The sequence below is a fragment of the Kitasatospora sp. NPDC056783 genome, from assembly GCF_042789895.1.
Taxonomy (GTDB): domain Bacteria; phylum Actinomycetota; class Actinomycetes; order Streptomycetales; family Streptomycetaceae; genus Kitasatospora.
Genome location: NZ_JBHUAF010000112.1, coordinates 1 through 7,749, shown reverse-complemented (window position 1 = coordinate 7,749; position 7,749 = coordinate 1). Strand labels below are relative to the sequence as shown.

Below are 7,749 nucleotides of genomic sequence, written 5' to 3'. Positions count from 1 at the left end.
GTCCTGCTGACCGGCACGCGCCGCCCGGCTCCCCTCCTGCGGCGGGACCGGGCAGCGGGGCCGGGCAGCGGGACGCCCTCTACTGCATGGACGGCGCGGGGCCGTCGGCCGACTGCCCGGCGGCGTCGAAGCCGCCCTCCGCCCGGGCGAACCCGGTGACCCGGAAGTCCGACGAACAGGCCCGCCCGAGGGCCGCCGACGCGGCGTCGGCCCCCGGGACGTGCCCGAGCACGGCGGCGCAGTACTGGACGGCGTGGATGGGCAGCGGGCGGAGCTCGGCCGAGCCGGCCGGGGTGGCGGCCACGGCCCCGGCGAGGGCGACACAGCCGGCCAGGGCGGGAGCGGCGAAGCCGCGGGGGAAGCGCATCGGGGTACCTCCGGTACGGGTGGGGCAGCCGGCCGCAGGATCGGCCGACCGGCCCATTCGACGGGCGGCCGCCGCCCCCGGCCCGACCGACACACCGCATGGCGCACTAGTCGTACGGACGCCACCGGCGCGCCCACCGACGGGCCCTCAGTTCCCGACGTCCTCCGCCCACAGCCGCGCGTCACACGCTGCCACCAGTGCCCCGATCCGCGCCCACGCCTCCTCGGCCGGCAGCGGTCGCAGCCGCCGGCCGTCCCGCAGCCGCAGCGCCACCGAGTCGTCCACGGCCTCCCTCGCCCCGATCACCGCCTGGTACGGCGCCAGCCGGGCCGCGCGGACCCGGGCGCCGAGGGTGCCGTGCTCGGGCCCGGCGATCTCGGCGCGCAGCCCCAGGTCGAGACAGCGCTGCCGCAGCCGCTCGGCCTGTGGCGACTCGGCCTCGGAGACGGGAAGCAGCACCACCTGGACGGGCGCGAGCCAGGCCGGGAACGCGCCGCCGTAGAGCTCGATCAGGTGGGCGACGACCCGCTCGACGCTGCCGATCACGCTGCGGTGCACCATCACCGGGCGGTGCTTGGCGCCGTCCGGTCCGATGTAGTGGAGGTCGAACCGTTCGGGCTGGTGGAAGTCGATCTGGACGGTGGAGAGGGTGAACTCTCGCCCTGCCCCGTCGGCGATCTGCACGTCGATCTTGGGGCCGTAGAAGGCGGCCTCGCCCTCCGCCGCCTCGAACGGCACCCCGGAGCGCTCCAGCACCTCGGTGAGCAGGGCGACGGCGCGCTCCCAGAGTGCCGGGTCCGCAACGTACTTGCCGCCCGCGCCGGGCAGCGAGAGGCGGTACCGGACGGGCACCACGCCCAGCGCCCGGTGCGCCTCGCGGATCAGCTCCAGTGCGGCGACGGCCTCGTCGGCCGCCTGTTCGGGGGTGCAGAAGATGTGCGCGTCGTTCAGCTGGATCGCCCGCACCCTGGTCAGGCCGCCCAGCACCCCGGACGACTCCGAGCGGTACATTCCACCCAACTCCGCCATCCGCAGCGGCAGTTCGCGGTAGCTGCGGGAGCGGGAGCGGTAGATCAGCGCGTGGTGCGGACAGAGGCTGGGGCGCAGCACCATCTCCTCCGAGCCCAGCTCCATGGGCGGGAACATGTCGTCGCGGTAGTGCGCCCAGTGCCCGGAGATCTCGTACAGCTCGCGTTTGCCGAGCACCGGGGAGTAGACGTGCCGGTAGCCGGCCCGACGCTCGCGATCGCGAATGAACTCCTCCAGGGAGTGCCGGATCGCGGCGCCGTCGGGCAGCCAGTACGGCAGGCCGGAGCCCATCAGCGGGTCGGTGTCGAACAGGTCGAGTTCACGGCCGAGCTTGCGGTGGTCGCGCGCCGGGCGGGCGGGCTCCGGGCGCGCGGGCTCCAGGTGGGCGGTCTCCTGGCGCGCGGGATCGAAGCGCAGGGGCGAGGACTGGTGGTCGTGCACGGGTGGTCTCCACTCGGGTCGGCGGGCGAGTGGGTCCGGGAACGGCGAAGCCCCGGGGCACTCGCCCCGGGGCTTCGGACTGGGTCAGCAGTCAGCGCGCCGGGACTCTCTCCGGCGTCGTCGTGGCGAGTGCAGCGCGCTTCATGCGTTCCACCGTAACAGCTCCGCACTCGCGGCGGTTGATCTTTTCCGGGAGACCTCGACCGGCTCAGTACAGCGTGACGCACCCGCGCGCGGCCAGTGCCGCCGACAGCGAAGCCGACGGCCGCACCGCGTTCCACCGCAGGTCCAGCTTCTCCAGCGCGGGCAGCGCGCCCGGTTCGGCCAGCCAGTCCGGCAGTTCGGTGATCCGGTTGCCGCGCAGGTCGAGGCGGCGCAGCAGCGGAAGGCCGGCGAGCGCGGCGGGGATCTCGGCGAGGGCGTTCTCCCTGAGTTCCAGCTCGCGCAGCTCGACCAGCCGGCCGACGGAGTCCGGCAGGCCGGTCAACGCGTTGCCGCGCAGCCAGAGTTCGCGCAACGCGCCGAGTTCGCCGATCGACTCGGGCAGTGCGGTGATCCGGTTGTGCTGCGCGCGCAGCTCGATCAACGCGGACAACTCGCCGACGGTGGAGGGGAGTTCGGTGAGCCGGTTCTCGCCGACGTTGAGATGGCGCAGCGCGGTGAGCTTGCCGAGCGCCTCGGGCAGGGCGGTCAGGGCGTTGTCGTGCAGGTAGAGGAAGTCCCGCAGCCCGGTGAGGCCGAAGAGTTCCCCGGGCAGCGCGGCGAGCCGGTTGTGCCCGAGGTCGAGGGTTCGGAGGTTGGTCAACCGCCCTACCCCAGACGGGAGTTCGCTGATGCCGGTCTCGGCGAGGATGAGCACGGTCAGCGCGGTGCGGTCCCACGTCCCGGCCGGGACCTCGGCGAGGGGGCGCCGCCAGAGGTTGAGCGTCACATCCGCCACGTCCGTCGCCTCCGCCGCATCCGCCACGTCCGCCATCACCCCTCCGTCCGCGCGTCCGGCCCGATCCGGCACTCCGCCAGTCGCCGACCGTACCACCGGCCGGCCAGGCCGGTGCCGGTCATCCCGAGGCACCGGCAGACCGCCGCCGCGCCCCGCCCTGACCGGCGGGCCACAGCGGCCGGTCCGGTCAGCCGAGCTTCGCCGACCCGAGCGCCGGGCCCCCCGCACCCGACGTCCGCGGGCCGGTGCCGCAGAAGGCCTGCTCCAGGAAGTCGATCTCCGCCATCAGCTCGGCGTTCACCTGTGTGTCGTCGCCGCGCGCCGTCACGGACAGCGACACCTGCCGGTCGTTCGCGGCCGTGGTCCACGCCTGGGTGCTGTACCCGGGCATCGAGCCGTTGTGTCCGTAGATCGGACCGCAGGAGAGCTGCCAGCGGGCCAGCCCGAGCCCGTAGCCGAACGTGTCCGCCAGCCCCTCGATCTTCATCGGAATGGTCGTGGTCATCTCGTTCAGCAGGGTCGGCGGCAGCAGCCGCCCGCCCAGCAGGGCCTTGTCGAAACGGTTCAGGTCGGCCGTCGTGGAGATCAGCGAGCCGGCCGAATTCGCCCAGGTGGTGCTCTCCAGCGTCACGTCCCGCTCGCTCCGGCCGTCCGGGGCGGAGCTCCCGGGCACCGTCCAGTAGCCATGCCCGTGCGGGCCCCGGATGCCGGTGGCCGCGCCCGGGAAGTAGGTGTCGTCCAGCCCGAGCGGTCGCAGGACGCGCGCGGTGATCTCCTGGGCGTAGCCGTGCCCGGTGACCTTCTCGACGATCATGCCGAGCAGGGTGAAGTTCACGTTGGAGTAGCTGTACGCGCTTCCCGGCGGGAAGTTGGGCGCGTGGGCGACCGAGGAGGCCACCACCTGGGCCGGGGTGATGGGCCTGGTGAGACCGCCCCGGTCCAGCCAGTCGCCGATGGCCGGCAGGTCCGCCCAGTCGGGGAAGACCCCGCCCTTCTCGTTGGTGGAGTCCCAGAGGCCGGAGGTGTGGTTGAGCAGGTGGCGGACGGTGATGTGGCCGCCGTTCGGGACGAGCCCGGGCAGGTAGCGCTCGACCGGGTCGTCCAGGCCCAGCCGCCCCTCGCCGACCAGCTGGAGCACGGTGGTGGCGGTGAACATCTTGGTGACGCTGCCGGCCCGGAACCGCCCGTCCGCGCGGATCGGGGCGCCGGTGGCCAGGTCGGAGACCCCGGAGGCCCCGCGCCAGGTCCCGTTCCTGTCCCTGACCTCAGCGATCGCCCCGGCCGCGCCGGCGCCGGTCACCGCCCGCAGCGCCACCGCCCTCGGGTCTCCGGTGCCCGGCCGCGCGTCGGCGGCCTCGGCGGCGCCCGCCGCGACCACCGGCCCGGCCAGCGCCAGACAGACCGCGCCCACCAGCATGGAAAGAGTGTGACGTGCCATGCGACCCCACCTTCGCCGTCGGCGAGCAGTTCCTCGCCCTCGGTGCCCAGCCTCGCCGCCGGGTTGACGGCCCGTCATCCTCCGCCGGGAGGAACCGGTCGTACACCCGCGAACGGAGGGCGTCCACCGGAAGGTGGAGGCCCTCCGACCCGCTCGGCTACCGGACCGCCGCCGGGCGGACCGGGTGCTTGCTCAGGATGGACACCCGGTTGAACGCGTTGATGGCGATCGCGACCCAGACCACCGCGGAGATCTCCGCCTCGCCGAACACCTCGCGCGCAACACCGTACGCGGCCTCCTGGAGCGCCGCATCCGCCGGAGCCGTGGTCGCCTCGGCCAGCCCGAGCGCGGCGCGCTCGCGGTCGCTGAACACCTCGGTGTCACGCCAGGCCGGGAGAACGCCCAGCCGCTGGGTGGTCTCGCCCTCGCGGATCGCGGCCCTGGTGTGCACGTGGAGGCAGTAGGCGCAGCCGTTGATCTGCGACACCCGGAGGTTGACCAGCTCCACCAGGCGGCGGTCCAGCCCCGCCTCGGCCGCGACCTCGCGGGCCGCCTCGGCGGTCGCCAGCAGCGCCCGGTACGCCCGGGGGCTCTGCTTGTCGATGAACACCCGCTGGTCCGTCGGGACCACCGTCACATCACTCACCTGGACTCCTTAGGCTGGTCACACTGTCGCCCGTCACTCTGCCATGCCATGATAGTTGAATATAGAACTAATCGCACCTGGGAGGGACCCACCCGTGAGCACCGCCGACACCGACCTCGCCGCCACCCCCACCGCCGACCCGCGCGTGGAGGTGCTGCCCGCCCGGGACGTCCCGCTCGGCGGCCCGCGCGCGATGACCGTACGCCGCACCCTGCCCCAGCGCGCCCGCACCATGATCGGCGCCTGGTGCTTCGTCGACCACTACGGGCCCGACGACATCGCGAGCACCGGCGGCATGGACGTCGCCCCGCACCCCCACACCGGCCTGCAGACCGTGAGCTGGCTGTTCACCGGCGAGATCGAGCACCGCGACAGCCTCGGCGTGCACGCGTACGTCCGGCCGGGTGAGGTCAACCTGATGACCTCCGGCCACGGCATCGCCCACTCCGAGGTCTCCACCCCGGCCACGACCGTCCTGCACGGCGTCCAGCTCTGGGTCGCGCTGCCCGAGGAGCACCGCCACACCGGGCGCGACTTCCACCACCACGTACCCGCCCCGGTCGCCCTCGACGGCGGCGAGGCCCGGGTCTTCCTCGGCACCCTCGCCGGCGACACCTCCCCCGTCCCCACCTTCACCCCGCTGCTCGGCGCCGAACTCCTCCTGCGCCCGAACGCCTCCGTCACCCTCGACATCGACCCCGCCTTCGAACACGGCCTGCTCGTCGACACCGGCGAGGTCCGGTTCTCCGGCACCCTCCTGCGCCGCGCCGAACTCGGCTACCTCGCCCCCGGCCACAGCACCCTCACCCTCACCAACACCACCGGGACCGACGCCCGGCTGGTGCTGCTCGGCGGCACGCCCTTCGAGGAACAGATCGTGATGTGGTGGAACTTCATCGGGCGCTCCCACGAGGACATCGCCCGGGCCCGCGAGGAGTGGCAGGCCGCCTCCGACCGCTTCGGCGCCGTCGAGGGCTACCCGGGCGACCGCCTGCCCGCCCCGGAGCTCCCGGGAATCCCCCTCAAGCCGCGCGGAAACGTGCGCTGACCCGGTCTTCTACCGATCTGGGGTGCGGCGGCCGAGTCCGTCGCACCCCCGAGCCTCCGCCGCACCCCCGAGCCGGAGTCCCCCGCGCCCACCCCGAAGCGGCCGCTGCCACGATCCGGTGTCCCGGCCGGGAATCTGCCGCGTCTGTGCGGGCCTCGGCACCGGAACGGTCGCCGTCGGGACCGTGGCCGCCGTCACCCCCGGCGGCGTCGCCCGCGCTCGCGCGGCCCTGCCCAGTCGGCGGGGGCCGCCCGGCTTGGCACTCAGCGGCTGACCGGTACCCGCGGGCGCCCACGGCCCCAGTGCCGCGCACAGGTCCGGCCGGGCGTACCCGCCCGGTGTCGGGGCGATGTCTGCCGACCGCACTCCGGGCACCAGGGTTCACTGATCGCTGACGTCGCCGTGTGCGGAGGTTCCGATGCGAGGAGGCTTGCGGATGGGTACGGCCGGGCTGAGTCGGGATGATCTCAGATCGCTGTTGGTGGCGCCCGCGACGGCAGCCGAGCGGATCGGGCTGGAGATCGAGTGCGGCGTCGTCGACCCGCAGACCGGGCTCGCCGCTCCCTACCGGGGAAGGAACGGGATGCGGGCCGTCTTGGAGACCGTGCTCGCGGAGTGGGACGGCAAGGCACAGTTCGACGCCGGGGAAATGGTCGGGGTCGAGACGGCCGCCGGAGGCCTGATCGGGCTCGAACACGGCGGCCAGCTGGAGTACTCGGCCCCTCCGGCGGCCGATGTGGCCACGGCGGTGAACGACGTACGGCTCACTCTCCGCCGGCTGTCGGAGCTTCTGCGGCGCTTCGACCTCGCGCTCCTGCCGGGCGGGTACCTGCCGTTCGACCGGATCGAGACGGTCCCCTGGGTGCCCCTGAGCCGCAGTCCGCTCATGCGCGACCACTTCAACGGCCTCGGCGAGGCGGGCAGTCACGGAGCGCGGATCCTGTCGATGTCGACCTGCACCCAGGTCCATCTCGACCACCTCTCCGAAGATGACTTCGCGCAGAAGTTGCGGATGCAGGCGGCCGCGTCACCGGTGATCGCCGCACTGCTCGTCAACTCGCCGCTGTACGGGGGCCGGCTGGACGGCCTGCTCTCACACCGGTCGCAGGACTGGCTGCTGACGGACCCACGGCGCTGCGGCCTGGTCCGGCCGGCCTTGCGCGACGACGTGGGCCTCGACGCCGTCGTCGACTGGGCGCTGGACATCCCGATGATCTACTACCAGGACCGGACCGGAGCACTGCGGCCCGCCCCCGACCGGCCGTTCTCCTCACTCCTCCAGAACGGGTTCCCCGACGGCACCCAGCCGCTCCTCAGCGCATGGGCCACCCATCTGAAGCAGATCTGGACGCACGTCAGGATCCGCCACACCCTCGAGATGCGCGCCGCCGACGGCCCCGCGTACGAGAACATCCAAGTCGTACCCGCGCTGTGGGTGGGGCTCAGCTATCACGCCTCGTCCCGGGCCGCGGCCTGGGAGTTGCTGAGGCACTACAGCGTGGCACAGTTGCACGCGGCGACGACGAGGTTCCCGGCCGAGGGGCTGCGCACCGTGCTCGGCGGCGAGCGGGTGCGCGAACTGGCGGGCGAACTCGTCCGACTGGCCAGGGAAGGGCTGCGGGCCCGGGTCGCCGCCGGCCTGGAGCGTCCGGAGGTGTCGGCCTACCTCGACCCGTTGGACGAGGTGCTGCACACCGGGAAGACCTTCGCCGAGCAGTGCGCCGACCGCTGGGAGACGGACCTGCGGCGCGATCCGCGCCGTTACGTCGAGCTCTTCCGCGTCTGACCGCACGGCACCGAGGCATTCGCACAAAAGCGTTCGCACCGGACCATGCGGTCC

7 protein-coding genes are annotated in these 7,749 nt (G+C 73.4%); 2 read left to right on the top strand and 5 right to left on the bottom strand.

Annotation, left to right across the window (positions count from 1 at the left end; all coding sequences use genetic code 11):
* Positions 1-79: 79 nt before the first annotated feature.
* The 5 genes from ACFRMQ_RS18170 to ACFRMQ_RS18150 all read right to left on the bottom strand — a co-directional run bounded on the left by ACFRMQ_RS18170 (position 80) and on the right by ACFRMQ_RS18150 (position 4,861).
* Complete coding sequence (locus tag ACFRMQ_RS18170; protein ID WP_380731468.1) at positions 80-367, bottom strand: hypothetical protein; 288 nt, start codon at positions 365-367, stop codon at positions 80-82.
* Between the two features lie 147 nt (positions 368-514).
* The gene (gene thrS / locus ACFRMQ_RS18165; protein WP_380731481.1) at positions 515-1,777 is read right to left on the bottom strand and encodes a threonine--tRNA ligase; all 1,263 of its coding nucleotides are present in this window, start codon (positions 1,775-1,777) and stop codon (positions 515-517) included.
* Between the two features lie 268 nt (positions 1,778-2,045).
* Positions 2,046-2,813: a leucine-rich repeat domain-containing protein gene (locus tag ACFRMQ_RS18160; protein ID WP_380731467.1), complete on the bottom strand. Its 768-nt coding sequence runs from the start codon at positions 2,811-2,813 to the stop codon at positions 2,046-2,048.
* Positions 2,814-2,964: 151 nt separating this feature from the next.
* Positions 2,965-4,215, bottom strand: coding sequence for a serine hydrolase domain-containing protein (locus ACFRMQ_RS18155; RefSeq protein ID WP_380731466.1), 1,251 nt, complete (start codon positions 4,213-4,215; stop codon positions 2,965-2,967).
* Positions 4,216-4,372: 157 nt separating this feature from the next.
* Entirely contained in the window at positions 4,373-4,861 is a 489-nt protein-coding gene (locus ACFRMQ_RS18150; RefSeq protein ID WP_380731465.1) for a carboxymuconolactone decarboxylase family protein, read from the bottom strand.
* Positions 4,862-4,955: 94 nt separating this feature from the next.
* On the opposite strand from ACFRMQ_RS18150, the gene ACFRMQ_RS18145 reads away from it, so the two are divergent.
* On the top strand, positions 4,956-5,909 hold the full coding sequence (locus ACFRMQ_RS18145; RefSeq protein ID WP_380731464.1) for a pirin family protein: 954 nt from the start codon (positions 4,956-4,958) through the stop codon (positions 5,907-5,909).
* Positions 5,910-6,390: 481 nt separating this feature from the next.
* Complete coding sequence (locus tag ACFRMQ_RS18140) at positions 6,391-7,695, top strand: glutamate-cysteine ligase family protein (RefSeq protein WP_380731463.1); 1,305 nt, start codon at positions 6,391-6,393, stop codon at positions 7,693-7,695.
* The last annotated feature ends 54 nt before the right edge of the window (positions 7,696-7,749 follow it).

Excerpts from the sequence above, each read along its gene's own strand:
- ACFRMQ_RS18170 (WP_380731468.1), bottom strand. The coding sequence starts at position 367 with ATGCGCTTCCCCCGCGGCTTCGCCGCTCCCGCCCTGGCCGGCTGTGTC.
- ACFRMQ_RS18160 (WP_380731467.1), bottom strand. The coding sequence starts at position 2,813 with ATGGCGGACGTGGCGGATGCGGCGGAGGCGACGGACGTGGCGGATGTG.
- ACFRMQ_RS18155 (WP_380731466.1), bottom strand. The coding sequence starts at position 4,215 with ATGGCACGTCACACTCTTTCCATGCTGGTGGGCGCGGTCTGTCTGGCG.